General features: G+C 61.4%; 21 protein-coding genes and 1 riboswitch. Of the genes, 12 read left to right on the top strand and 9 right to left on the bottom strand.

The features are described 5' to 3' along the window. Nucleotides 1-62 precede the first annotated feature (62 nt). Nucleotides 63-1652, bottom strand: coding sequence for an ABC transporter substrate-binding protein (locus ACXAF5_RS04510; RefSeq protein WP_126137789.1), 1590 nt, complete (start codon nt 1650-1652; stop codon nt 63-65). A 46-nt stretch (nt 1653-1698) separates the two neighbouring features. Then, nucleotides 1699-2313, bottom strand: coding sequence for a helix-turn-helix domain-containing protein (locus tag ACXAF5_RS04505; protein WP_239319088.1), 615 nt, complete (start codon nt 2311-2313; stop codon nt 1699-1701). A 248-nt stretch (nt 2314-2561) separates the two neighbouring features. Between ACXAF5_RS04505 and ACXAF5_RS04500 the strand changes: the two genes are divergently transcribed. The 11 genes from ACXAF5_RS04500 (at nt 2562) to nrdF (ending at nt 15316) form a co-directional block, all read left to right on the top strand. After that, nucleotides 2562-3605: an ABC transporter permease gene (locus tag ACXAF5_RS04500; RefSeq protein WP_065328471.1), complete on the top strand. Its 1044-nt coding sequence runs from the start codon at nt 2562-2564 to the stop codon at nt 3603-3605. A 9-nt stretch (nt 3606-3614) separates the two neighbouring features. Beyond that, nucleotides 3615-4520, top strand: coding sequence for an ABC transporter permease (locus ACXAF5_RS04495; protein ID WP_005622798.1), 906 nt, complete (start codon nt 3615-3617; stop codon nt 4518-4520). Further along, entirely contained in the window at nt 4517-5356 is an 840-nt protein-coding gene (locus ACXAF5_RS04490) for an ABC transporter ATP-binding protein (protein WP_474945687.1), read from the top strand. Before ACXAF5_RS04495 ends, ACXAF5_RS04490 begins: the two co-directional genes overlap by 4 nt. Then, nucleotides 5353-6102 carry an ABC transporter ATP-binding protein gene (locus tag ACXAF5_RS04485; protein WP_065321212.1) on the top strand — a complete coding sequence of 250 codons (750 nt, stop codon included), beginning with the start codon at nt 5353-5355 and terminating at the stop codon, nt 6100-6102. Before ACXAF5_RS04490 ends, ACXAF5_RS04485 begins: the two co-directional genes overlap by 4 nt. A gap of 3 nt (nt 6103-6105) precedes the next feature. Next, nucleotides 6106-6594: a GAF domain-containing protein gene (locus tag ACXAF5_RS04480; protein WP_239359898.1), complete on the top strand. Its 489-nt coding sequence runs from the start codon at nt 6106-6108 to the stop codon at nt 6592-6594. Nucleotides 6595-6780: 186 nt separating this feature from the next. Further along, nucleotides 6781-9537 (top strand): methyl-accepting chemotaxis protein, encoded by a 2757-nt coding sequence (locus ACXAF5_RS04475; RefSeq protein WP_474945686.1) that lies wholly within the window; start codon nt 6781-6783, stop codon nt 9535-9537. A gap of 4 nt (nt 9538-9541) precedes the next feature. Next, entirely contained in the window at nt 9542-11071 is a 1530-nt protein-coding gene (locus tag ACXAF5_RS04470; protein WP_474945685.1) for a chemotaxis protein CheW, read from the top strand. Nucleotides 11072-11164: 93 nt separating this feature from the next. Continuing rightward, a riboswitch (cobalamin riboswitch) is annotated at nt 11165-11357 on the top strand. 114 nt (nt 11358-11471) lie between these two features. Next, complete coding sequence (gene nrdH, locus ACXAF5_RS04465) at nt 11472-11693, top strand: glutaredoxin-like protein NrdH (protein WP_239319080.1); 222 nt, start codon at nt 11472-11474, stop codon at nt 11691-11693. A gap of 9 nt (nt 11694-11702) precedes the next feature. Then, complete coding sequence (gene nrdI / locus ACXAF5_RS04460) at nt 11703-12125, top strand: class Ib ribonucleoside-diphosphate reductase assembly flavoprotein NrdI (RefSeq protein WP_239319079.1); 423 nt, start codon at nt 11703-11705, stop codon at nt 12123-12125. After that, nucleotides 12107-14239: a class 1b ribonucleoside-diphosphate reductase subunit alpha gene (gene nrdE, locus ACXAF5_RS04455; RefSeq protein ID WP_474945684.1), complete on the top strand. Its 2133-nt coding sequence runs from the start codon at nt 12107-12109 to the stop codon at nt 14237-14239. Before nrdI ends, nrdE begins: the two co-directional genes overlap by 19 nt. A 99-nt stretch (nt 14240-14338) precedes the next feature. Next, a complete protein-coding gene (nrdF, locus tag ACXAF5_RS04450) occupies nt 14339-15316 on the top strand; it encodes a class 1b ribonucleoside-diphosphate reductase subunit beta (RefSeq protein ID WP_474945683.1) in 978 nt (325 codons plus the stop codon). 210 nt (nt 15317-15526) lie between these two features. Here nrdF and ACXAF5_RS04445 read toward each other — a convergent pair whose 3' ends face one another. Beyond that, nucleotides 15527-17140: an ankyrin repeat domain-containing protein gene (locus ACXAF5_RS04445; RefSeq protein WP_474945682.1), complete on the bottom strand. Its 1614-nt coding sequence runs from the start codon at nt 17138-17140 to the stop codon at nt 15527-15529. A 157-nt stretch (nt 17141-17297) separates the two neighbouring features. Next, nucleotides 17298-18923, bottom strand: a complete 1626-nt coding sequence (locus ACXAF5_RS04440; protein ID WP_474945681.1) for a GMC family oxidoreductase — start codon at nt 18921-18923, stop codon at nt 17298-17300. Between the two features lie 471 nt (nt 18924-19394). On the opposite strand from ACXAF5_RS04440, the gene ACXAF5_RS04435 reads away from it, so the two are divergent. Beyond that, nucleotides 19395-20516, top strand: coding sequence for a Gfo/Idh/MocA family protein (locus tag ACXAF5_RS04435; protein ID WP_474945680.1), 1122 nt, complete (start codon nt 19395-19397; stop codon nt 20514-20516). 58 nt (nt 20517-20574) lie between these two features. Here ACXAF5_RS04435 and ACXAF5_RS04430 read toward each other — a convergent pair whose 3' ends face one another. Genes ACXAF5_RS04430 through ACXAF5_RS04410 form a run of 5 tightly spaced genes read right to left on the bottom strand, consistent with a single transcriptional unit; the run spans nt 20575 to nt 24982 of the window. Continuing rightward, nucleotides 20575-21348 (bottom strand): LamB/YcsF family protein, encoded by a 774-nt coding sequence (locus ACXAF5_RS04430; RefSeq protein WP_474945679.1) that lies wholly within the window; start codon nt 21346-21348, stop codon nt 20575-20577. Nucleotides 21349-21357: 9 nt separating this feature from the next. Further along, on the bottom strand, nt 21358-22374 hold the full coding sequence (locus tag ACXAF5_RS04425; protein WP_474945678.1) for a 5-oxoprolinase subunit C family protein: 1017 nt from the start codon (nt 22372-22374) through the stop codon (nt 21358-21360). After that, nucleotides 22371-23123: a 5-oxoprolinase subunit B family protein gene (locus tag ACXAF5_RS04420; RefSeq protein WP_474947799.1), complete on the bottom strand. Its 753-nt coding sequence runs from the start codon at nt 23121-23123 to the stop codon at nt 22371-22373. The genes ACXAF5_RS04425 and ACXAF5_RS04420 overlap by 4 nt, the downstream gene beginning before the upstream one ends. Nucleotides 23124-23128: 5 nt before the next feature. Then, the gene (locus tag ACXAF5_RS04415; RefSeq protein WP_474945677.1) at nt 23129-24424 is read right to left on the bottom strand and encodes a TRAP transporter large permease; all 1296 of its coding nucleotides are present in this window, start codon (nt 24422-24424) and stop codon (nt 23129-23131) included. A 9-nt stretch (nt 24425-24433) separates the two neighbouring features. After that, entirely contained in the window at nt 24434-24982 is a 549-nt protein-coding gene (locus ACXAF5_RS04410; protein WP_239319060.1) for a TRAP transporter small permease, read from the bottom strand. Nucleotides 24983-25010: the final 28 nt, after the last annotated feature.

The raw sequence follows: 25010 nt of genomic DNA, 5'->3' as shown, positions 1-25010 counted from the left end.
GGGATTGAAGGGAGAGATAGGGGAATCGGGCCACCAGCGCGGGCGGCCCGATCAGTTCACAATTACTCTTTTTCCACCAGACGGTAGAACACAAAGTCAGAGGTCGCGCCGTTGACGTAACCCGAAACCGCCTCGTTCATGGCGACCTGATAGGCGGCCTGGAACATGATCACGATGGGCGACTCGGCTTGCACCTCTTTTTGCAGCTCGCGGTACATGTCGAGACGCGCATCCGCGTCGCTCTCGGACAGCGCTGCCATGGTTTTCTTGTTCATCTCTTCCGGCACGGCCCATGCATTGCGCCAAGTGGTGGTCGCTGCATAATTGTCGTCAGAGTTGTCGGAATTATAGGCGAAGGCCTTGGCGTTGGAGTGCGGATCCATGAAGTCCGGGCCCCAATACAGCAGCATCGCCTCATGGCTGCGCTCGCGGTATTTGGTAATCACCTGGCTCCCGGTGCCCGGCAGGATCTCAAAGTTGATGCCCGCATCGGCAAAGCTCGCTTGCAGCGACTGCGCCATATCGGTGAAGGGGGCCGCGTTGATCACATCCAGCGAAACGGTGATCGGGGTCTCGATGCCAGCTTCGGACAGGATGCTCTTGGCCTTTTCCGGATCATAAGAGAACGGTGTCTCATCATAAGAACCGGGGAAGCCTTTGGGCCAGAAGGCCTGATGCACTTCCATCTGACCTTTGATGATGGTCTCGGTCATGCCTTTGTAGTCGACCAGATAGCGTGCCGCTTCCCAAACAGCGGGGGGCGTCAGGCTCTCGGTTTTCTGGTTGAACGACAGGAAGTGGACAGCCGCCTGCGGGAAGGTCTCGACCTTGATCTCGCCACTGTCGAGCGAAGCCACCTGATCCGGCGTCATATTGCGCGCCAGATCGACATCGCCTTGCTCCAGCAGCAGCTGCTGGGTCGCGCTTTCGGCAACGTGACGGATGATCACGCTGTCGATCTTGGGCGCGCCGTTGAAATAGGTCGGGTTCGCCTGCATGCGCACCATCTGACCCGCAGAATAGCGTTGCAGCGTGAAGGGACCGGAACCGGCTGCATTGGCATTGAGCCACGCATTGCCCATGTCGCCGTCAACTTCGTTTTCCTGCACCAGCTTGCTGTCGACGATGGATGCGGGGCGCGCAGCCAGGACGTTCAGCACAAACGCCGGAGAGAAATCGCCCGCGTATTTCACGGTGACGGTGTTGCCCTCGCCCGTGACCATCTCGCCGATGTTATCTGCCGTCCAGCCCAGCTGGGTCAGGATAAATGCCGGGGTCAGGTTCAGCTTCACCACGCGTGAGAAGGAATAGACCACGTCTTCTGCCGTTACAGGGTTGCCAGAGGCAAACGTCGCGCCATCGCGCAGGGTGAAGGTGATGGTCTTGGCGTCGGGATCGGTGACCCATTCCGATGCCAGACCTGCCGCCAGAACGGTGGTGTCTTCGGCATCGTACTGAACCAGACGGTCATAGAGGTTGGTGACCAGCTCGCCGGAGGTGAACTCATAGGCCTGCGCGGGGTCGATTGCGACGATATCGTCGATGTTCTGTGCCACCACCAGCACGCCCTCGGGCGTGTCGGCCAAGACGGCAGGTGCCGCAAGCGGCAACAGCAGCGCGCTGGCCAGCAATGTTGTCTTCAGGTGTTTCACGGGAGGTCTCCTTGTTGGATGAAACTTCTAATCTGTCTCTCGCGGTTTACGCGTTCTGTTTGTGGGACAGTTCCGGAAGCTCGATGGCGCCTTTGCGGTTGAGAACTGTCAACGTCCCGGTCCAGAGCAGCCGGGCGGTGTGATCGGTTGGGTTGCTCCATGCGTGCGGTGTGTTGCCGCTGTAGTGCAGGCTGTCGCCCGCGGTCATGGCGAAGGACTGGCCGTCCAGCGTTTGCTGGATTTCCCCCTCAAGGACAAAGATGATCTCTTCGCCCTCGTGGCTCACGGTTTCCGATACATAGCCAGACGGGATGTGCAGGATGTAGGACGACATCTCAGAGCCGGGAAAATCCGCGCCCAGCGCCTCGTAGCGCAGGGAGGAATCATCCAGCGCAAACAGCGGACGTGTTCCCGCACGGGTCAAACCATCCGAAGGCTTCGATGCCGAAATGAAATAATCCAGCCCAACATCCAGCGCCGCTGAAATCTGCGCCAAGGTCCCAAGCGAAGGTGTTGCGTTGTCGCGCTCAACCTGACTGAGATAGCCCACAGACACACCGGATTTGTCGCAGAGCGCCTGCAAGGTCAGTTTCAATTGCTTGCGGCGCTTGCGAATCGCGGGGCCGACATTGGGCTCTTGTGGTGGTTTTTCACGCGGCATTTTTATTCTTCACACTTTGGGTTGGACCCTGCGTCTGTAGCATCAGACAGGGTCACATTCCTGGATGTTGTCTCGCTCACGCTACAAAAAAAAATTTTGTCAGGCAAAAATTTTTTTGCACATTTCGAAAATTGTTTTATGCCTGATGCACCAACCACCGCGTCAGGGGCCGCTCTGGCGCAGAGTTTTCACGATGCCAGATCTCCCGGCTGCCGGGGGCTTTGGGAGGAGAATAGGGGACCAGACCCTTGAGTACAGCCGCGCCTTCACACGCCGGGCTGAGGAAAACCGCCAGCGCATTTGGTGGCTTTGTCATCGTCACTTTCCTGACTTTTGTCGGATTGATGGCGATCACTTTCTTCATCGGCCGCGTGATCCCGATTGACCCGGTTCTGGCCGTGGTCGGTGATCGCGCCACGCAAGAACAATACGACGCCGCCCGCATCGCCATGGGGCTGGATCAGCCACTGGTGGTGCAGTTCATCACCTATGTGGGCGATGTGTTTCAGGGTGATCTTGGCCATTCGGTGTCCACCAACCGACCCGTCGCAGAGGATCTGGCGCGCGTCTTCCCGGCAACGCTGGAGATGGCAACGCTTGGGATCATCATCGGCGTCGGCATGGGCGTTCCGCTGGGTGTCTGGGCCGCGGCAAGGCAAGGCACATGGGTAGATCAGTTGATCCGCGTCTTTGCACTGCTGGGTTACTCTGTTCCTGCCTTCTGGCTTGGCCTTGTGGGGCTCGTAGTCTTTTACGCGGGCCTTGGCTGGGTCGGTGGTCCGGGGCGTGTCGATATCTTCTACGAGGGTCTGGTCGAGCCGCACACCGGCCTGCTGCTGGTCGATGCCCTCATTGCAGGCGACATGGATGTGTTCTGGAGCGCATTGGATCACCTGATCCTGCCTGCCACCATCCTTGGGTTCTTCTCGCTGGCCTATATCGCGCGCATGACCCGCAGCTTCATGCTGGATCAGCTCGGCCAAGAGTACATCACCACCGCCCGCGTCAAAGGCGTGTCGGAATGGCGGGTGATCTGGACCCACGGCTTCCGCCCGATCCGAGTGCCACTGATCACAGTGATCGGCCTTTCCTATGCGGCACTGCTGGAAGGTTCGGTGATGATCGAGACGGTCTTTAGCTGGCCGGGCATCGGCAACTATCTGACCGTGGCGCTGCTCAATGCCGACATGAACGCCGTCCTTGGCGCAACCTTGGTGATCGGTTCGGTCTTCATTCTCATCAACAAGCTGTCGGATGTGCTCTACCGCATTCTCGACCCGCGCAGCCGATAGGAGGGTGCCATGACAACGATGACAAACTGGCTGCTCGACGACTCCCCCAGCTCCCGCCTGCAGGCCTCCTTGGGTCACAGCTACCGTGTGACACGAATGCTGATGCGCAATCCGCTCGCTGTGGTCGGGGCGCTGATCCTCTTGGTGTTGATCCTTGCGGCCATCTTTGCGCCGTGGATCGCCCCCCACAGCCCGCTGGGACAAAACCTCGGTCAACGCCTGCTGCCACCCTCTGCCGCGCATTGGATGGGCACCGATGAGCTGGGCCGCGACATCTTTAGCCGCGTCATTTACGGCGCGCGCATCACTCTGTTGATCGTGGCGCTGGTGGCAGTGATCTCCGCACCGCTTGGACTGCTCATCGGTGCGGTATCCGGCTATTTCGGTGGCTGGACGGATAAGATCATCATGGGCGTGACGGATGTGTTCCTGTCGATGCCAAAGCTGATCCTCGCGCTGGCCTTTGTGGCCGCACTTGGGCCGGGGATTGAAAACGCGATCATCGCGATCGCCATCACATCCTGGCCTGCCTATGCGCGGATCGCACGGGCCGAAACACTGACCTTCCGCAACTCGGAATTCATCTCGGCCATGCGCCTGCTTGGCGCATCGCACACGCGGATCATCACCGGCCATGTGCTGCCCCTGTGTACCTCTTCGATGATCGTGCGGGTGACGCTGGATATGGCGGGGATCATCCTGACCGCAGCTGGTCTGGGCTTCCTCGGCCTTGGCGCACAGCCGCCGCTGCCGGAATGGGGCGCGATGATCTCGCGCGGTCGAGCCTTTATCCTTGATCAGTGGTGGGTCGCTACCATGCCGGGCTTTGCCATCATCATCGTCTCGCTCGGTTTCTGTTTCCTCGGTGACGGCCTGCGCGATGTGTTGGACCCCAAACAGGGAGGCAAATCATGAGCGATACGCCACTATTGAAGCTGGAAAACCTGCGCGTGAGCTTCCCCACGCCACAGGGGCGCGTTGAGGTGGTCAAAGGCCTGTCCTTCACCTTGGGCCGCGAACGCCTGGGCATCGTCGGCGAAAGCGGGTCGGGCAAATCCATGACGGGCCGCGCGATCCTGCGGCTTGTGCGTAAACCGGGACGCCAGCAGGCTGATCGCATGATCTTTGACGGCATCGACCTGCAAGGATTGTCGGAACGCAAGATGCGCGACCTGCGCGGCGCGCGGATCTCGATGATCATGCAGGACCCGAAATTCTCGCTCAATCCGGTGATGACCATCGGCGCGCAGATCGCCGAGGCGCTCAAGACCCACGAGAACCTTGCCCGCAGCGAGGTCAAATCCCGGGTGCTGGAGATGCTGCATTCCGTGCGCATCAACGATCCCGAACGGGTGGTGAACCTTTACCCGCATGAGGTTTCGGGCGGTATGGGCCAGCGCATCATGATCGCCATGATGCTGATCCCGCGCCCGGATCTGCTGATCGCGGATGAGCCGACCTCGGCGCTGGATGTCTCTGTGCAGGCGCAGGTTCTGGACCTCATCGACGAGCTGGTGCGCGACAAGGGCATGGGGCTGATCCTGATCACGCATGACCTCAATCTGGTGGCGCGCTACTGCGACCGCATCCTCGTGATGCACGCAGGTGAAGTGGTCGAGAGCTGTGCCGCCGAAGACCTGCACAAAGCCACGCACCCCTATACCCAAGGCCTGCTGGCGGCGGTGCCACGGATGGAAGAAACGCGCGAGGAACTCCCCGTCCTCGACCGCAGCGCATGGAGCGGCACATGAGCGCGATCATTTTGAAAAACCTCGATATCTCCTATGGCCACACCAAGGTGGTTGAGGGCGTGAATATTGAGGTCGCCGAGGGAGAGAGCTTTGCTCTGGTCGGTGAAAGCGGCTCTGGCAAGTCCACGATTCTGAAGGCCATTGCAGGCCTCGCGCCCGACTGGAGCGGCGAAATCTCGGTACTGGGACAGCCCCGCGGGCGCAACGTGGATCAGGGCTTTGCCACCCGGTGCCAGATGGTGTTTCAGGACCCTTATGGATCGCTGCATCCGCGCAAATCCGTGGACACGGTGCTGAGCGAGCCGCTCAAGATCCATGGGCTGGGCAATCGCGATGCCCGCGTGATCGAGATGCTCGCTGCCGTGGGCCTCGACCAACGGTTTCGGTTTCGCTATCCACACCAGCTTTCGGGCGGACAACGCCAGCGGGTCGCCATCGCGCGCGCGCTGATGCTGGAGCCCAAGGTGATGCTCCTTGATGAGCCCACATCGGCGCTGGATGTCTCGGTACAGGCGGAGATCCTCAACCTTTTGAAAAAACTGCGCCGCGAGCAGGGGCTCACCTATCTGATGGTCACCCACAACCTGCCTGTCGTCAGCTTCATGTGCGACCGCATGGCTGTGATGAACAAGGGCCGCATCGTCGAGATCGCGCCCGCATCAGCGCTCCACGATGGCAGTTTCACCGACCCTTACACGCAATCCCTTTACGCCGCATCGGGCGGCAATCCAGACCGCAAGGACTAAGACATGACGGATACAAACACGGCGCGCCAGGATTTTGAAAAAGCGCTGTCAGAGGCCACTACCGAAGAGCAGGCTTATGACGCGCTTTGCGCGCTGACCAAGGCCACGGTGGGGGCAAAGCTGTTCACTGTGATGACCGCTGACATGGACGCTATGCTCGCCCGTCGCGTCTACACGGATGATGCGGAAAATTACCCCACAACAGGCACCAAGGAAATCGAGATGAACCGCTGGTTCGAGCAGGTTCATGGCCGTCACGAGACCTTTGTTTCCAACACGTTGGCCGATATCGACACCGTGTTCCCAGACGCGGAACTGATCGGCAAACTGGGCTGCGGATCGGTCATCAACCTGCCGGTGATCCTTGGCGGCAAGATGGTGGCCACGGTCAACATCCTGCACGAAGAGGGGTATTACACGCCGGAGCGTGTCGCACAGGCGCATGAGGTCCTTCGCTTGCCCTCCATGGCCGTTGTTGCCGCAACAACCTGAGGCTGTCGCCCGCGGGAGCAGCGGCGCGCTTAGCGGCTGCTCCCGCACATTGGTCAATCTGCGGAATTTCACGATGTGACCACGCATGCCTTTACGGCTTCTTAAACGCAAACATGCAGTAATCCCGGCACGACAACTTGATGCCTCGGCGCTGGAACGGGCGCTCAAAACCAGGGATTCGGATATATGGTCAAAAAATTCGTCGAAATCGACCTGAAAGGCGCTGGCGAAGCCCTGATGAACCACTCGATCATCCTCAAGGTTCAACCCGAAACGCTTGAGATTGTCGCCGCGAGCGACACCGCGCACGACGAATTTGCCCGCCTGCGCACTTCGGAACCCAGCACATTGACGGATCTGGTGGTCGATCAGGGATGTCTGCGCCGAGATATTGCGGCCACGGCATCCGGCGCAGGAAGCGCCTCATTCAGGGTACGCCTGGAGGATACGCCAACCTCTCCGCAATTCTTTGGCATCATGCAGAAATCCCATGATGACCATGTCTTCCTGACCGGGGGCGTGGTTGAGCCGGACGAGGCGATACAGGGCTATGTCGCGGCGATCGACCGCGCTCAGGCCATCGTGGAATATGACATCGACGGCACCATCATGCGGGCGAACGAGAATTTCTGCGCCCTGACCGGTTTCAAGAAGGGCGACCTGATCGGGGCCCACCACAGCATTCTGTGGCCGAAACTACAGGACAAGCCGGAGCCGTACCTGACCTTCTGGAGCGATCTGTGCAAAGGCCATGGCGTCGAAGGCGAGTACCAGCGCGTTGGTCGCAAGGGCAACCAGATCTGGGTGCGCGCGGCCTTCAATCCGATTTTTGACCGCGAAGGCAACGTTGTCCGGATCATCGAATACGCCATGGACGTGACCGCCAGCAAACGTCAGTCTGCGGAAAGCGCCGGCAAGATCGAGGCCCTGGGCCGCAGCAGTGCTGTGATCGAATTCGATCTTGATGGCACGATACTGGACGCCAACGCGAATTTCCTCGACCTGACCGGCTATACCCGGGACGAGATCATAGGCCGCCATCATCGGCTGTTCTGCGACCCTGCCACCGTAAAAAGTGCGGGCTACAGCAATTTCTGGAGCAAACTGGCCAGTGGCGAGCACGCCCGCGGCGAATACCGCCGCCTGTGCAAAGATGGCTCTCCGGTGTGGATTCAGGCCACCTACAACCCGGTCTACGGACCTGATGGGGAATTGCTGAAGATCGTCAAATTCGCCACTGACGTAAGCGCCGAACATCAGCAACGCGCCGAGATGGAAGCTCGTCTGAATGCCGCCAACCGCAGTCAGGCGGTGATTGAATTCGACCTCGACGGGACTGTGCTGTGGGCCAATGACATCTTCCTCGACCTGACCGGCTATGTAAGCGACGAGATTGTCGGCCTGCATCATCGCGTTTTCTGCACCGAAGAACATGTGGCCAGCCGGGACTATGCAAGCTTCTGGCGCAAACTGAGCGCCGGGGAATTTGCAAGTGGCGTCTATCAGCGCCGGCGCAAGGACGGTAGCGATCTGTGGATCCAGGCCACCTACAACCCGGTCTTTGACCTCGATGGCAACCCTATCAAAGTGGTCAAATTCGCCAACGATCTGACAGAGTCCAAAAAACAATCGGTCGAATTCGAGGCTAAGCTGAATGCCGTCAGCCGCAGCCAGGCGGTGATCGAATTTGATCTCCAGGGCACGATCCTGAGCGCCAACGAGAACTTTTTGTCCCTGATGGGGTATGATACCGACGAGGTGGTCGGTCAACGCCATGCCATGTTCTGCGAGCCGGACTATGCGGAAAGCGAAGCTTATCGCGACTTCTGGGCGCAGCTGCGGCGCGGCAACTTTGCGGCGGGCGAATACCGCCGCATCGGCCGTGATGGCAAAGAGGTCTGGATTCAGGCGACCTATAATCCGATCTTCGACCTGCGCGGCGAACCGGTGAAAGTGGTCAAATACGCAAGCGACGTGACCGAGACCAAAAAACAGGCCGTGGATGCCAACAACAAGATCCAGGCCATGGACCGCAGCCAGGCGGTGGTGCAGTTCGACCTCGATGGCAATGTGATCTCGGCCAACGAGAACTTCCTCAGCGTCATGGGCTATTCACTGCGCGAAATTCTCGGTCAGCACCATTCGATGTTCTGCACTCCGGATTATCTGAAATCCCAGCAGTACCGGGACTTCTGGCTGGCGCTCAACCGCGGGGAATATCAGTCCGGACGGTACCACAGGGTTGGCAAGTTCAGCCGCGATGTTCATATCCAGGCCACCTACGCACCGCTCATGGACTTGCACGGACAGCCGGTCGGTGTGATCGAATACGCCACCGATGTGACCGAACAGGTGGCGCGCGAACACCGCATCCGCGAAAAGGCGGAGGAAATGACCCGCGTTGTAGATTCGCTGAGCGAAGCAATCTCGGACATTTCCTTTGCCACCAGCGAGGCCCGCACCAAAGCCGGCGAGACCGAGCAGAACGCGAACCAGGGGTTCGAGGCGCTGAACCACACGATCGAAACGATCGAATTGATGCAGCGTTCTTCGGGCGAGATCTCGGAGATCGTCAAGGTGATCGGCGAAATCGCGAACCAGACCAATCTCCTGGCGTTCAACGCCGCAATCGAGGCGGCCCGGGCCGGGGAGCACGGCGTCGGCTTCTCCGTCGTCGCCGAGGAAGTCCGAAAACTGGCCGAGCGCAGTTCCGAAGCCGCCCAGAAGATCTCGCGCCTGATCACCGAGTCCGAAGTCCGTGTCGATCAGGGGACCACCCGCTCGGTCGCGGCGCGGGATGCCTTTTCTCGGATCGTTGAAAGTGTCGCCCTGACAGGTCAGTCGGTCGATCAGATATCCTCGGCGGCGGAAAACCAGCTTGCGGCGTCGAAACAGGTCGTCGATCTGATCAGCCAATTGTCCGGCGATAACCGGGCGGCCTGAACCGATGTCAGACCGCGCAGCTGAACCGGACACCTGCGCCGACCCCGCGGACCAGCTGGTCGGCGTGGTCGAGATCGGCGCCATGCTGTTTGCAATCCCGATCCACCATGTGCGCGAGGTCATTCCCGCGCCGGAGAAGTTTCAGCGTCTCCCCGGCCAACACCTGGATCTCCTCGGAGCGGTCCTGTTACGTGGCAAGGCAATCCCGGTTCAGAGCCTGCACCAAAGGCTGGGTGCCGAGGCCAGTCTGCACGCAGGCACCGCGCCGGAAGATACGGCACAGGGGGCCACTCCGGCCGGCGGTGTCATCGTCGTCATCCGCGCCGAAGGACGGGTCGTCGGACTGCTTGTGGATTCTGTGCGCTGCCTGCTGCAACTGGGGGACACCTGGCATCAGAACCTCCCCGAGCATGAAGACGCTCTGATCAGCGGCGGTTATATCTGCGAAACCAACGGGCATTTCTCGATGCTGTCGGTTCCCGAGTTGCTGAATGTGCCACAAGCACCGTCGGACGAGATCTCCGAAACCGCGCGCCAGCGGGCCCGCATCAAGCGCCTGCCCTATATCCGCTTCCGCGTGGGCGGGCGGAATTTCCTGATCGCCATGTCGGATATCGCCTCCACGGTTCCCACCAGTCCGCTCAGCCCCTGGCCGATAAGCGGCAGTTCCTGCCTGGGTCTGATTCAGCGCCACGGCATGGAAATGCCGATGCTGGACACGCTGGAAAACCTCGGGTTCGCCAGTACGGGAGAGAGACCGGAGGCGGCGGCAGGCATCATTATTGAGTTTCCCGACGATCATGCGCTGGCCTTTCATGTCGACCAGGTTGTCAGTGTCATGAACATTGAGGCAGGCGCGGTGTATGATTTTCCGCCCAGTGTCACCTCACGCCGGGAGCTGTTCAGCGGTGTGCATATTGACGAACAGGATGAGCAGTGTCTGGTGATCGACGTGGCCGCTTGCCGTCAGGACCCGGACCTGTTGCAACTGGCCGAAACATCGCATCGCCTCAAGACCACGCCTCAGATCGCGGTCAAAGATGCCCAGGGCAAACCCTCGGACCACCCTGTCGGCACGGAACCGGCGTATGATGAGAACCGTCTCGCCGCGCTGCGCTCTGCGTCGGGGCGCTATCTGACGGTTTCCGCAGGTGGGGACTTTGCCGTCCCGATCGAAGCCGTCAGCGAGATCATGCGGCTGCCGACCAGCATCTCAGGGGCAGATTACGACGGCCACCTCGCCAATCTCTCGTATCAAAGTCGCCTGATGCCGGTCTATGACTGCGCGCGCCGCCGCGGGCACGGCGATGGCCAGTTCGGATCGGAGTCCGGCATAATGATCCTGGAAAAGGACGGTCATCACTACGGTCTCGCGGTGGAGGCCATGAAATCGATCGACATCGGGCGCCTCAAGGGGTTTCGCCAGGCCGGTGGCGCTGCCAGCACCTGCCCGTCCGAACAATTGGTCGAACTGGGGTTCGGAACCGCGAAACGTTTGGTCGCCGTTGACGATCCGACCAGCCTGGTGCCGTGACCCCCTCGGAGACTGCGCGCGACACGTGATTCATCCACAGGAAAAGCCCCCCTGTGTGAATAACCATATATTGACAGTTCCCTAACAAAAGACGCAATATGCGGGTGCTTTGGTGCTTGCGGGGTGACTCGCGGGTGAAGAGGGAAGTCGGTGGAAATCCGGCGCTGCCCCCGCAACTGTAAGCGGCAAGCCTATCCTGGACCACTGATGCATGACCGGCATTGGGAAGGGGGACCGGGCGTCTGAGCCGCAAAGTCAGGAGACCTGCCAAAGCAACTGAACGACGACCGAGGCGGAGGGCCCGGACGCGTGGTTCGGTGCTTTGGTCAGCGCCGGGTTCTCGTGTCCGTTTTCGCCTGACCAGACATACGAGCAGATACCACCTGAGGGGACCTTGCAGATGAGCATCACTGTCTATTCTAAACCGGCCTGCGTGCAATGCACCGCCACCACCCGCGCGCTGGAGGCCAAGGGGATCTCTTTTGATCTCGTTGACCTGACCGAGGATGCCGCCGCCATGGAGATGGTTCAGGGGCTGGGGTATCGTCAGGCACCTGTCGTTGTCGCAGGCGACGATCACTGGGCAGGATTCCGTCCCGACCTGATCGGCCAGCTGGCCTAAGGCGCCAGAGTGGCCGGGCTTGTCTACTACTCCTCCCGTTCGGGCAATACGGCCCGTTTGATGGAGCAACTGGGGCTGGAGGCTCTGCGGCTGCCGCAGACAGAGCCTTTCCCGGACGTAGATGCGCCCTATGTTTTGGTCACGCCCACCTTTGCCGATGGCGAAGGGCGTGGCGCGGTGCCGAAACCGGTCATCAAATTTCTGAACAACGCGCGCAATCGTGCCCTTCTGCGGGGCGTGATTGCCGGGGGCAACCGCAACTTTGGCACCACCTTCGCCCTCGCCGGGGATGTGATCGCCAAAAAATGCAATGTCCCCGTCCTCTACCGCTTTGAGTTGGCGGGAACCGAAACAGACATCGCCCGCATCCGCGCGGGCCTCGCCCGGTTCTGGGCGGCACAGGAGCAGCAGACATGCTTGACGCAAGCGTAACCGCCGACCTCGACTATCACGCGCTGAATGCGATGTTGAACCTCTACGATGACGAGGGCAACATCCAGTTCGAGGCTGACCGCATGGCGGCCCGGCAGTATTTTCTTCAGCATGTGAACCAGAACACCGTCTTCTTCCACTCGCTGGACGAGAAGCTGCGCTACCTGGTTGAGGAAGGCTATTACGAACCCGAAGTGCTGGATCAATACTCGCTCAATTTCCAGCGCAAGATCTGGGACGCGGCCTATGGCAAGAAATTCCGCTTCCCGTCTTTCCTCGGCGCGTTCAAATATTACACGTCCTACACGCTGAAAACCCGTGACGGTCAGCGCTATCTGGAGCGTTACGAGGACCGGGTGGTGATGAATGCGCTGACGCTGGCGCGCGGGGATGAAAAACTCGCGATGAAGCTGATGTCGGAGATCATCGACGGCCGCTTCCAGCCCGCAACGCCGACCTTCCTCAATGCGGGCAAAAAGGCGCGCGGTGAGTTTGTGTCCTGCTTCCTGTTGCGCCTCGAAGACAACATGGAGTCGATCGGGCGCGGCATCAACTCCGCCCTGCAACTGTCGAAACGCGGCGGTGGCGTGGCCTTGATGCTGACCAACATTCGTGAACACGGCGCCCCGATCAAGGGCATCGAGAACCAGTCTTCGGGCGTCATCCCGGTGATGAAGCTTCTTGAGGACAGTTTTTCTTATGCCAACCAGCTGGGCGCGCGTCAGGGCGCCGGCGCGGTCTATCTGAACGCGCATCACCCGGATATTCTACGTTTCCTGGATACCAAGCGCGAAAATGCGGATGAGAAAATCCGCATCAAGACGCTGTCGCTGGGCGTGGTGATCCCGGATATCACCTTCCAGCTCGCCAAGAAGAACGAGGACATGTATCTGTTCTCGCCGCATGACGTGGAAAAAGTCTACGGTCAGGCCTTCTCGGAAATCTCGGTCACCGAGAAATATCACGAGATGGTCGACAACCCGCAGATCCGCAAAAAGAAGATCAACGCGCGCGCGTTCTTCCAGACCATTGCCGAGATCCAGTTTGAATCCGGCTATCCCTACATCATGTTCGAGGACACGGTGAATGCCGCAAACCCGATCGCGGGCCGCATTGCCATGTCGAACCTCTGTTCCGAAATCCTGCAGGTGAACGAGGCCTCCGCGTTCAACGACGATTTGTCTTATGCGCAGATGGGCACGGATATTTCCTGCAACCTCGGCTCCATGAACATCGCACGTGCGATGGATGGTGGCGATCTTGCCAGCACCGTGGGCACCGCAATCCGCGCGCTCAATGCAGTGTCGGAAATGTCGAGCATCGATTCTGTGCCTTCCATCCGCAAGGGCAACGAGGAAGGCCATGCGATTGGTCTCGGTCAGATGAACCTGCATGGTTACCTCGCCCGCGAGCGCATCCATTACGGCAGCGCAGAAGGGGTGGATTTCACCAATATCTACTTCTGCACCGTGCTGTATCATGCGCTCAGCGCCTCTAACGCCTTGGCAAAAGAGAAGAAGGCAAAGTTCAAAGGCTTTGAGGACTCGGCCTATGCCGATGGCAGCTTCTTTGAGAAATATGTCGATCAGGACTGGCTGCCGGAAACCGACCGGGTCAAAGAGCTGTTTGAAGCCGCAGGCATTGAGATCCCGACCCGCAAGGACTGGGAAGCGCTGCGCGACAAGGTGATGAAGCACGGGCTTTATAACCGCAATCTGCAGGCGGTCCCGCCCACTGGCTCGATCAGCTATATCAACTACGCCACCTCTTCGATCCACCCGATCACCGCCAAGATCGAGATCCGCAAGGAAGGCAAGATCGGTCGCGTCTACTATCCCGCGCCCTATATGACCAACGACAACCTCGAGTATTACCGCGATGCCTATGACATCGGTCCCGAGGCGATCATCGACACCTATGCGGCGGCGACGCAGCACGTCGATCAGGGGCTGTCGCTGACCCTGTTTTTCCCGGCGGAGGCGTCGACCCGAGACATCAACCGCGCGCAAATCTATGCGTGGAAGAAAGGGATCAAGACGATCTACTACATCCGCCTGCGCCAGCAGGCGCTGGAAGGCACCGAGGTCGAGGGCTGCGTGTCCTGTTCGCTGTAAACCGGGAGGGGGCGCTGCCCCCGGCCACATCCGTGGCCTCCCCCGAGGTATTTTGGAAAAGATGAAGGGGCCCGGCCCCAAGCTGCTGAGATTGAGTGTATGAAAGACATGACCCAAGCCCGCGCCGTCCCGAAAGCGATCAACTGGAACCGGCTGCAGGACGACAAGGATCTGGAGATCTGGAACCGTCTGACGGTGAACTTCTGGTTGCCGGAGAAGGTGCCGCTGTCCAACGACATTCAGTCCTGGTCACAGCTGACCCCGGACGAACAGACCCTGACCATTCGGGTGTTCACCGGTCTGACACTGCTGGATACGATCCAGAATGCCGTGGGTGCGCCGACGCTGATGCAGGATGCGATCACCCCGCATGAGGAGGCGGTGCTTAGCAATATTGCCTTTATGGAGGCGGTGCATGCGCGGTCCTATTCCTCGGTGTTCTCTACCCTGTGTCAAACCACTGAGGTGGATGAGGCGTTCCGCTGGTCGGCGGAGAATGAGCATCTGCAGGCCAAATCCCGGCTGATCCTTGACGAATACGATGCCACCGCCTCGCCGCTGCGCAAGAAGATCGCCAGCGTGTTCCTTGAAAGCTTCTTGTTCTATTCGGGCTTTTATCTGCCGATGCACTGGTCAAGCCGCGCACGCCTGACCAACACTGCCGACCTTATCCGCCTGATCATCCGCGATGAAGCCATCCACGGCTATTACATCGGCTACAAGTTCCAGCGCGGCATGGAGCGTTTGAACGAGGCGGAGCGCAAGGAGCTGAAGGATTTTGCCTTTGGTTTGCTGTTTGACCTTTATGACATTGAGGCGCGCTATACAGAGCAGCTCTATGATGGGTTGGGGCTCACCGAAGATGTAAAGAACTTCCTGCACTACAATGCCAACAAGGCTCTGCAGAACCTCGGGTTTGAGGCATTGTTCCCGGAAGAGACCTGTCGTGTGAACCCGGCGATCATGGCAGCGCTGTCGCCTGGATCGGATGAAAACCACGACTTCTTCTCCGGATCCGGGTCGAGCTATGTGATCGGCAAGGCGGTTGCGACCGAGGACGAAGACTGGGATTTCTGATAGACTGAGGCCGCCCGCGAACCGTCGCGGGCGGCTTTGTTTCATCCGCATGTGGCGGTCGGGACTTTGATCCGGTGCGGCGCTGATCCGTCAGCGGGATTGCCCTCATCCACGAGGCCGGGACCGCAACGCGACAGGGAAATGTGGCACGACGGCCCCTGCGCATTGCATATCGCGACATTGGCGGAGCGGGCACACCCTGCCCCGCTGCTACGGTCCCTCTTGCAGCAGGACCCGTGTCACGTCTTCGGAAAACTGCCGCGGTCGGCCTTCCATGATCACGGTGTGAGGATCGGTCCGATCCCGCCGCACCGCAGGCATGCCGTGTTGCAGCAGGACCTCTGCGCAGCCGCTCCAGTCCCCGCCCTCGACCGGACGATTGAGGGAGGCCCAGCAGAGCGTACCTGACACGTCATCCCCGAAACCATGCTCGGCACGCCAGGACGCGCCCCGCTCCAGCAGAAATCTGGTGAGCTCCCTGTCGCCCCGGAACACAGCAAGATTGAGCGCACTTGCCGACCAGTCCCCGCCGGTCGCCTCGATCGGCCAGCCGAGGTCAACCATGACCCGTACCGCAGCGGTTGCCCCGGCGGCGGCCAGCTCCGGCAAGAGGCGCAGATCACGCTCCTGCAACCGGGCAAACAGATCCGGGGCGTCGTCCAGCAACGCGCGTGCCGCATCCAGATCAGCCGCCGCACAGGCAGCAAGGAACTGATCCGTCTCTGACAGCTCCGCAGTGCCGCCAAGCAAGGTCGCCACTTCGGCGAGCCCGTGACGCAGAGCAAACGCCGCAGGTGTCATCCCCTCCTCATTCGTAGTGTCGGGATCGACACCTGCATCAAGCAAAGCCTGAAAATGCGACAGCGAACGGCGGCGGCGAATGGCGTGAAAATACAGACCAGAATGCGACAACTCGGGCGCTCCGGCGGCATGAGACAGCAGCATTTCAAACGTATCGAGGTCATCAAAATCCAGACAGCGAAACAACGCGTTTGTCCCCGACACCTGCGCGCCCGCCGCCAGCAGCAGCGCGGTGCAGTTGGGCCGATCCAGCGAATGATAGAGCGATTCATTGTCATTCGGATCGGCTCCGGCAGCCAGCAGCAGCCGCGTAGCATCCGCGTCAAAACTCACCCCAGCCGCCCCGTAAAGCGCCGTCAGAGGCACTGTCGCATCCGGAAATTCGACAGACGCCGGTGGCCAGCGGCTTGCGATGGACTGGTTCGGATTTGCGCCTTCGGCAAGCAGCAGCCGGATCACGTCGAGGATCCCGGGGCGCCTGTCTGCAACCGCCAACAGACCGGAGTGACAGGCTGCAACCAGGGGCGGCAAGGACAAAGGCCCGCCCGCCGCATGGATCCAGCCCCGGTCGCGGAGGATCGCCGCGCGCACGGTCTCGACGTCGCCAACTGCGCAGGCGGTTGTCGGACAGCCCGCCTCGATCTCCGGGTATTGCGTCAACAATCGTTCGGCGAGAGCGGGCCGGGACCTGTTCATGCCGCCAACAACCTCGCCGGCGTAGACAAAGCCCAGGAAAGCACGCCGCAGCGCTGACACATCACCGGATCTGAGCCGGGCCGCCTCGACAAAGGCTTTCAGGTCTGCCCAGGACGCAAAGCCATATTCGCGCGCCAGGCAGGATTGCGCGTCATGCAACCGGTAGCCGGCTGCCGCTACCTCTGCCTGCGACAGGCCCCTGGCCGCGGGGAGGGATTGGCGCAGGCGCTGCAAGGCTGCGGTGTCTTGTGCGCGATAACGGGCGTGCAGCTCCTTTGCCTGTCGGCGAAGCTGAGACATGTCGGGATTCTCGGGAAGCAGGTTCATATTAACCTCCGTGCAACTGGCGCCGACGACCCGCAATCCGGCAGCACAAAGGTTCATGAAACATGGGCGTTTCGCGTCAAGTGGGCTCTGCCCTTCCCGCGGGTCCGGATGCAGCTTGAACCGCACGGCGGGACAGTAATCAGCCAATCAGAGACTGTCAAACCCGCAGCTTGGCGTCCGCCGCAATCAGATCTGCGGCCTTCTCGGCAATCATGACAACCGGCGACGCGGTATTGCCAGAGACAATACGCGGCATGATCGACGCATCCACCACACGAAGGCCGTGCAGCCCATGGACCCGGAGTTCCGGGTCCACCACCGCCCCCGGATCGGTGCCCATCTTGCAGGTGCCAACCGGGTGAAAGATGGTTGTTGCGATGTCGCCCACGGCACTCAGGATATCTGCGGTGCTGTGGCAATGCGATCCGGGCAGGATTTCCTGCGGCGCGTAGCCAGAGAGCGCCTGCGCCGTCATGATGTTTCGCACCTGTTTGATCGAAGCCAGCGCAACCGCCTGATCGCTTTCGGCCGACAGGTAGTTCAGGCGGATTTCCGGTTGTTGTGACAGATCGGTGCTCTGGATGTGGGTTGATCCAACGCTTTCCGGTCGCAGATTGCACACCGAGACCGTGATCGCAGGGAACGGGTGCAAAGGATCCCCCAGCTTGTCGGTTGACAAAGGCTGCACATGATACTCCAGATCCGGGGTCTCAATATCCGGGCGGGATTTGGTGAACATGCCGAACTGGCTCGGCGCCATGGACATCGGTCCACTGCGGGTCAGGCCGTATTGCAAGGCGATCCGGGCCTTGCCAAAGAAACTGTTCGCCATCGTATTCAGGGTTTGGGCATTCTCCACCTTGTAGACGGTGCGGATCTGCAAGTGATCCTGCAAATTCTTGCCCACCCCGGGCAGGGCATGCGCGACGGAAAGGCCCTGGTTCGCCAGCACGTCCGGACAGCCGATCCCCGACAACTCCAGCAGTTTGGGGGAATTGATTGCGCCTGCGGCCAGCAGCACCTCGGCCCGTGCAGCGGCGTGATGGGTCTGCCCCCGCCGCTGATAGATCACGCCCGTAACACGACGGCCCTCCAGAACCAGCCGAGCGGCATGTGCTTCGGTCAGGACATGCAGGTTCGGACGTTTCATCGCAGGGCGTAGAAACGCCTTGGCCGTGTTCCAGCGCACCCCTTTGTGCTGGTTCACTTCGAAGAACCCCGACCCTTCGTTGTTTCCATCGTTGAAATCCGCGCGCGGAAGGATGCCAAATTCGGCGGCGCCGCGCTGCACCGCGTCGAGGATGTCCCATTTCAGACGCTGGCGCGCGACCTTCCACTCGCCGCCAGCGCGATGCATATCGCTGTCGCCCGCGTGATGATCCTCGGATTTCAGAAAATAGGGCAGCACGTCCTCCCAGCCCCAGCCAGGATTGCCCAGCTGTCGCCAGAGGTCATAGTCAGCCGCCTGCCCGCGCATGTAGATCATGCCATTGACCGAACTGCATCCCCCCAGCAATTTGCCCCGCGGATAGGTAAGGCTGCGTCCATTGAGCCCCGGTTCCCCGGCTGTCTTCATCATCCAGTCCGTGCGGGGGTTGCCGATACAGTAGAGATACCCCACCGGAATATGCACCCAGTGATAGGCGTCGTTCTTGCCCGCCTCAAGAAGCAGCACCCGCCTCTTCGGGTCAGCACTCAGCCGGTTTGCCAAGACGCAGCCCGCGGTGCCGCCCCCGACAATGATATAGTCATAGGTATCATGCGACGAGGAAGACTGCGGCATATTCATCTGACCTTTGCAAAACCACCGGGCCTCTTGGGGCGCGACTGCGGGACCGCGTGTGGAGACCGGCACGGGCATGTCCCGCACGCGGCCCAGGATAGGCTCTGTTCAAGTAGTGCGCGAGCACGGCGCACTCTGCAAGAGGGCGCGCCCTGTTGTCGACGAAGCTCCCATGGGGACGCCCCGGATGCCGCGTACTGCCGGTACATGGAGCGTGCGGGGGTGTATCCCTGACGCGAGATGCAAACGTTTACACAGGCGTGGTTCTCTGCTTTGGTGTTGACGCTAACGTTTTCATGCAACCCCTTCATCCAAGACAGGACAGGTTGGTGCGGGCTTGCATCCAGGCGCCTTTCCTTTCGCTGCGGCGCAACGGGCGGGTCGACATTTTCACACATCTGGGCGCACTCGGATATACGCAAGTCGAAGGCTTTGCCGGAACGCGGCAACACTGAGGAGGAGGCTTGGCCTATGACCAAACCTGAAAAACGACTGAAACTTGGCATGGTGGGCGGCGGTCAAGGCGCCTTTATCGGCGGTGTGCACCGTATCGCGGCCCGGATTGATGGCAAATGGAATCTGGTGGCGGGGGCCTTGTCTTCCGACGCCAGCCGCGCGGCCGCGTCCGCGGCAGAGCTCGGGATCGCGGGCGAACGCAGCTATACCTCTTTCGAGGAGATGGCCCGCGCCGAAGCCGCCCGCGCGGATGGGATTGACGCAGTCGCGATCGTCACGCCCAACCACCTGCATGCGGCGCCTGCGATCGCCTTTCTCAACGCGGGGATTCATGTGATTTGCGACAAGCCCCTCGCCGCAACACAGGCGCAGGCCGAGGCGCTGAGCCAGGCCGCGCGGGCATCGGAGGCGCATTTCATCCTGACCCATAATTATACCGGCTACCCGTTGATCCGCCTCGCGCGTCGCATGGTTGCCAGGGGCGATCTCGGGACGCCCAGGGTGGTTCAGGTGGAATATGCGCAGGACTGGCTGGCCGAAGACACGCAGACCAAGCAGGCCGACTGGCGCACCGACCCCGCCCGTGCAGGCGCAGGTTCGATCGGCGACATCGGCACCCATGCCTATAACCTCATGTCCTTTGTGACCGGGTTGAAACCACAGGCGCTTCTGGCAGAGTTGCACAGTTTCGTGGCTGACCGGGCCGTGGATGACAACGCCCACATCCTGTTGCGCCTGCAAGGGGGCGCTCGCGGCAATATCTGGGCCAGCCAGGTGGCGATCGGCAACGAGAACGGCTTGCGCTTGCGCCTCTACGGCGACAAGGGCGGGCTGGAATGGGCGCAAGAGGATCCAAACCGGATGTGGTTCACCCGCTTTGGCGACGCGCCGCAGCTGCTCACACGAGGTGCAGGCGAGGCCACCGAAGCCACGCGCGTCCCACCGGGCCATCCGGAGGGCTATCTCGAAGGGTTTGCCACCCTCTACGCCGACGCAGCCGAGCTGATCTCCGGCCGCGATATCGGTGCCCTCTTGCCCGGTCTACAGGATGGATTGGACGGGATGTGGTTCATTGCCGCCTGCCTTGAAAGCTCGCGCGCTGGGGGCAGATGGGTGGCGCATCCCGACTATCCGTAGGAATGCGCGTTTTCCGTAGTGCTCGCAGTTCGATGGTCGGCGAATGCCGTCGCGGCGCCTAGAGCACGGCACCGTCAAATTGGCGCAACTCAACACCATCTTCCTGCAACGCCTGACGCACCGCAGCCGCAATCGAGACAGCCGTGGGCGTGTCCCCATGCAGGCAGATCGTGTCAATCCGGGTCTCGATGCGCTTGCCGCTCTCGGTGATGATGGCCCCCTCGCGGACCATGTCGACCATGCGCTGACCGGCGCGGGCGGGATCATGGATCACGGCGCCGGGCTGGCTGCGGTCGACCAGGGTTGCATCATCATTGTAGGCCCGGTCGGCAAAGATCTCGCAGGCCGCGGCACAGCCAAGATCCTCGACCGCTTTCTGCTGGGCAGTGCCTGCCAGCACCATGATGATGATGTCGGGCGCAACCGACAATGCGGCCTCGTAGCAACAGCGCGCCATCTCGATGTTCTCAGAGGCCATATTGGCCAGCGCACCATGCAGCTTCAGGTGGCGCACCTCGCCACCGGCGGCGCGCGCCATGCCCTGGGCCGCCCCGAGCTGGTAGCGCACCATGTTGGCCAGAGACGCAAACGGCACCTGCATGCGTTGACGCCCGAACCCGTGCAGATCGGCAAAGCCGGGATGCGCGCCGATCCCGGTGCCCTTGGCGGTCGCGCGCTGCATCGTCGCCGCCATCACGTCCCAGTCACCGGCATGGAAACCACAAGCGATATTGGCCGATGTGACAATGTCCAGCAGTGCCGCATCGTCCCCCAGCGTCCAGGCCCCGAAGCTCTCGCCCATATCCGCGTTCAAATCGACGGTTCGTGTCATGTCAGCTCCTTACAGCACGTCTTCGTCACCGGCGATCGCGCCGCTGATCAGTTGGTATGATAGCAGATCCGGCATAGTCGTCGGGTCACGGATCAGCGGAAACCGCTGGCGCGCGAGCCCCGCGCGACGCTCCGCGTCCTCGCGCTCGGCGGTCAGCGCCTCTTCCAGAGACACGAACTGAAACCGCAGCGGCGCCCCGGCTGCAGCCTGGGCCAGCACCGGCAAGTCACAGGGCAGAACCGTTCCGATCCTCGGATAGCCCCCGGTCGTCTGACACTCGGCCATCAGCACAAACGGCGTGCCGTCGCCGGTGATCTGGATGTCTCCGGGCACGATCACCTCGGAGAGCACGGTGCGCCCTCCTTCCAGCTCAATGCCCCGGCCCTCACACTCCAGCGGCACGCCCATCCGATTGCCCCGGGCACTGCGGCGAAACGCTGTCGCCTCGAAGCGCGCCAGCTCCGCCGCCGGGAAAAGCTCGGTTTGCAGGCTGGGCACCACACGGACAGAACCGCCGTCAAAGCGATCCGGGCGCGGCAATCCAAACCCGGTGTGCGCCCCCTCCTCCGGCCCGATGTTCAGGACATCGCCCGCGGCCAGCAGCGCACCGATACCAGCACTCAAATGGGCCGATCCCGCCCCAAGACGGGGCGTCGACGCAATCCCGCCGCCGACATGCAGATACCCGTAGCTGCCCGAGGTGGCCGCCCCGATGCTGAGGCGCGCCCCGGCGGGCAACAGGTGACTGGCGTTCCACGCCACCGCAGTGCCATCGATGGATGCCCGCATCGGGGCTCCGGTCAGGGCGATCCGCAGATCCTCCTGCGCCTCGAACTCGCCCCCCATTGCGGCCATTTCCAGCGCCGCACACTCCGCCGATTGTCCAAGCAGCGCCGCGCCCTCTGCCAACGCCAGACGGTCCATGGCACCGCCACGGGACAAACCGTATTCGAGCCAACCCGAGCGGCCCGCATCCTGGACCGTCATCCCGGGCCCGGCCCGCAAGATGGTGAGTGTCCGGCTCATTCCAAGGCCTCCGCACTGGCGCCGCCCAAGGGGTCGCGGCGCAGGGCCTCTAGCTGCTCGGCCTCGATCGCCGCGAACTGGACCTCATCGCCGGGGCGCAACAGGAACGGCTCGTCCGCCTCTGGTCGAAACAACCGGACCGCCGTCTGTCCCACATGCATCCAGCCGGTTGGTGTCGACACCGAGAACAGAACCAGCTGCCGGATGGCAACCGCCAGCGCCCCTTCGGGAATGCGCGAGGTCAGCTGGCTTTGGCGCGGGATGTCCCAGGCTTCGGGCAGTTCGCCAAGATAGGGCTGTCCCGGCGCAAAACCGATGGTCTGCACTCGGACCCGCGCCCCGGTGAGGGAGGCAACCGCCTCCTCCTCGCTGAGACCAGACGCCGCCGCAGCCTGTGGCAATTGCGGCGCAAGCTCGGTGCCAAAAACCGCAGGAATACGCCACAAGCGCCGCTTGCCGGGCAGCTCAGCGGCATACCAGTCCTGCGTCCGCAACAGCTGCTCCAGCCGGCGGCGCAATGCGGCGTGATCGAGGTGGACCGTGTCGAAGCGCAGATAGGTCGACACCAGCGAGGTCGAGACCTCCTCGATCCCATCCCAGCTTTCGGTGGCGAGCGCGGCGCGGAATGCCAGCGCTGCGCGATTGGCTGCCTCGCTCAGACCTGCGCCAAAACTGACCAGCATGCCATCGACGCCAACGGTCCTGATCTTGGGAAAGCTCTCCTGCATATCGCTGCGTGCCTCTGCCATCCGGGTCACATCTGCTCCGGCAGGTAGGTGACGATGGATGGGAACACCACGATCAACACCAGCGCGAGGATCATCAGGAAGAAGAACGGCAGCGCCGCCCGCGCCACGGTCAGGATGTCGCGCCCAGTCAGCGATTGCAGGACAAACAGGTTGAAGCCCACCGGCGGCGTGATCTGCGACATCTCCACCACGATCACCAGAAAGATCCCGAACCACAGCGGATCAATACCGGCTTCCAGCACCATCGGCATGATCACGGAGGCGGTGAGCACCACCACCGAAATCCCATCCAGGAAGCAGCCCATGATGATGAAGAATACGGTGAGGGCCGCCAGCAGCGTGAAGGTCGACAGCCCCTGTGCGCCAATCCATTCAGCAAGGCTGCGTGGAATACCGGTGAACCCCATGGCCACGGTCAGGAACGAAGCGCCCGCCAGGATGAAGGCGATCATGCAGGAAGTCACCGTCGCCCCCATCAACCCGGAAACGAAACTTTCCCGGTTCAGCGAGCCCGACACCCAGGACAGGCCCAGCGCCAGCACCACACCTACAGCCGCGGCATCGGTGGGAGATGCGATCCCCGCATAGATCGACCCGATCACGCCGCCGATCAGCAAGAGCACAGGCAGCAGACGGCGGGCGCGCATCAGCCGCTCGCTCAAGCTGGTCCGCATGTCTTCGATCGGCAGCTGGTTGCGGTTCAGCAATGCCCAGATCACCACATAGCCGACAAACAGGCCCACCAGCAGAACCCCCGGCAGGACACCTGCCACAAACAGCCGGGCGATCGACTGTTCGGTGGCAACGCCATAGACGATCAGGATGATCGACGGCGGAATCAGCAGACCCAGCGTGGCCGAACCTGCCAGCGTGCCAATGACCAGTTTCTCCGGATAGCCCCGGCGGGACAGCTCCGGGATCGACAGTTTGCCGATGGTGGCCGCGGTTGCTGCCGAGGATCCGGACACCGCCGCGAAGATCCCGCAGGCAAAGACGTTCACATGCAACAGCTGCCCCGGCAAACGGTTCATCCACGGTGACAGGCCGGTGAACATGTCCTCGGACAGACGGGATCGGAACAGGATTTCCCCCATCCAGATAAACAGCGGCAACGCAGCCAGGGCCCAGGAATTGCTGTGGCCCCACATTGTCGTGGCCATCACCAGCCCCAGCGGGGCTTCGGTGAACAGGGCCATGGCGGCGATACCGACACCCAGGAGCGAGAAGGCCACCCAAAGACCGGAGCCGAGAAACAGGAACAGCAGCAATAGCAGAATGATGGAAAGCGCGGTGATCGACATCGGAACCCCCTATTCGCCCAAGAGATTTTCGCCTTTTCCCTCCCAGGAGGGAAAAGCACCGCGCAGGACGCAGACCAATTCGTCGGCCAGCGCCAGCGTGAGGATGGCAAGCCCCAGTGCGACCGGGCTCTGCGGCAACCACAGCGGGACCGAGACCATGCCAGCGCTGCGATCACCGAATTCCAGCGATTCCAGCAGCAGCAACCCCATGTACCAGGTGGCATAGCCGCTCATCACGAGGGCGAGGCCAATCACCACGATTTCAAACAGCCGACGCAGGCGCGGCGACAAGGTGTTGGTCAGCAAGGTCACCCGGATGTGGCCCCCTGCGCGCAAGGCATAGGCCAGCGCCAGAAAACTCGATGCCGCGAGGAAAAAACCGGTGAAATCCGAATAGGAGGGAATGGTCAGCCCCACTCCGACACCCCAGATCGCCGCGGATACCTTGTCCGCGAGGTTCAGGATCACCTGCGCAAAAACCAGCGCCACGATGGCAACGATGAAGAAAGCTGCCAGCCCCCCCGCCGCACGATAAATCAAATCAAGCACAGGCCGCATGGTGCCCTCCCCCTGTCCTGCCGGCGGG

The sequence above is a fragment of the Epibacterium sp. ABV4_022 genome, from assembly GCF_056159345.1.
Note: the sequence above shows the minus strand (reverse complement) of the source record. Positions and strands in the feature narration are given on the sequence as shown.